Origin of the sequence: Bacillus sp. SIMBA_074, from assembly GCF_046534555.1 — a bacterium.
GTDB lineage: Bacteria > Bacillota > Bacilli > Bacillales > Bacillaceae_G > Bacillus_A > Bacillus_A mycoides.
On record NZ_JAWRYM010000224.1, the window covers coordinates 1 to 341 of the forward strand.

Below are 341 nucleotides of genomic sequence, written 5' to 3' on the forward strand. Positions count from 1 at the left end.
CTGTCACCTGCGTGCCAGGCAGCTCGATCATACTCTTCGGTAAATTGACGAACGGCATTGCCCAGCTTGGTTACTCCACCAAAATCGATCAGGCGTACCTGCTTGTCAGACTGGGTCACCATTATGTTCTCTGGCTTCAAATCCCCAAATACCCATCCGTGCTTGTGAAGAATGTCGAGCCGGGCAAGCAGTTGGACAATCATCACTGTCACCCACGCTGTCCCGGCCCGCTGTATATAACGGTCCAGCTGCTCCCCATCCAAGTATTCCATGGCATAAAACGTACAAGACTTGCCGTTTAACATCAGATCATCGACATCACACAGGAGCGGCCCCACTCG

General features: G+C 52.5%; 1 protein-coding gene. It reads right to left on the bottom strand.

Features of this window, described 5'->3' with window-relative positions:
* The coding region (locus SB773_RS30600) for a protein kinase domain-containing protein (protein ID WP_410593981.1) at nt 1-341 on the bottom strand (341 nt) is incomplete at both ends.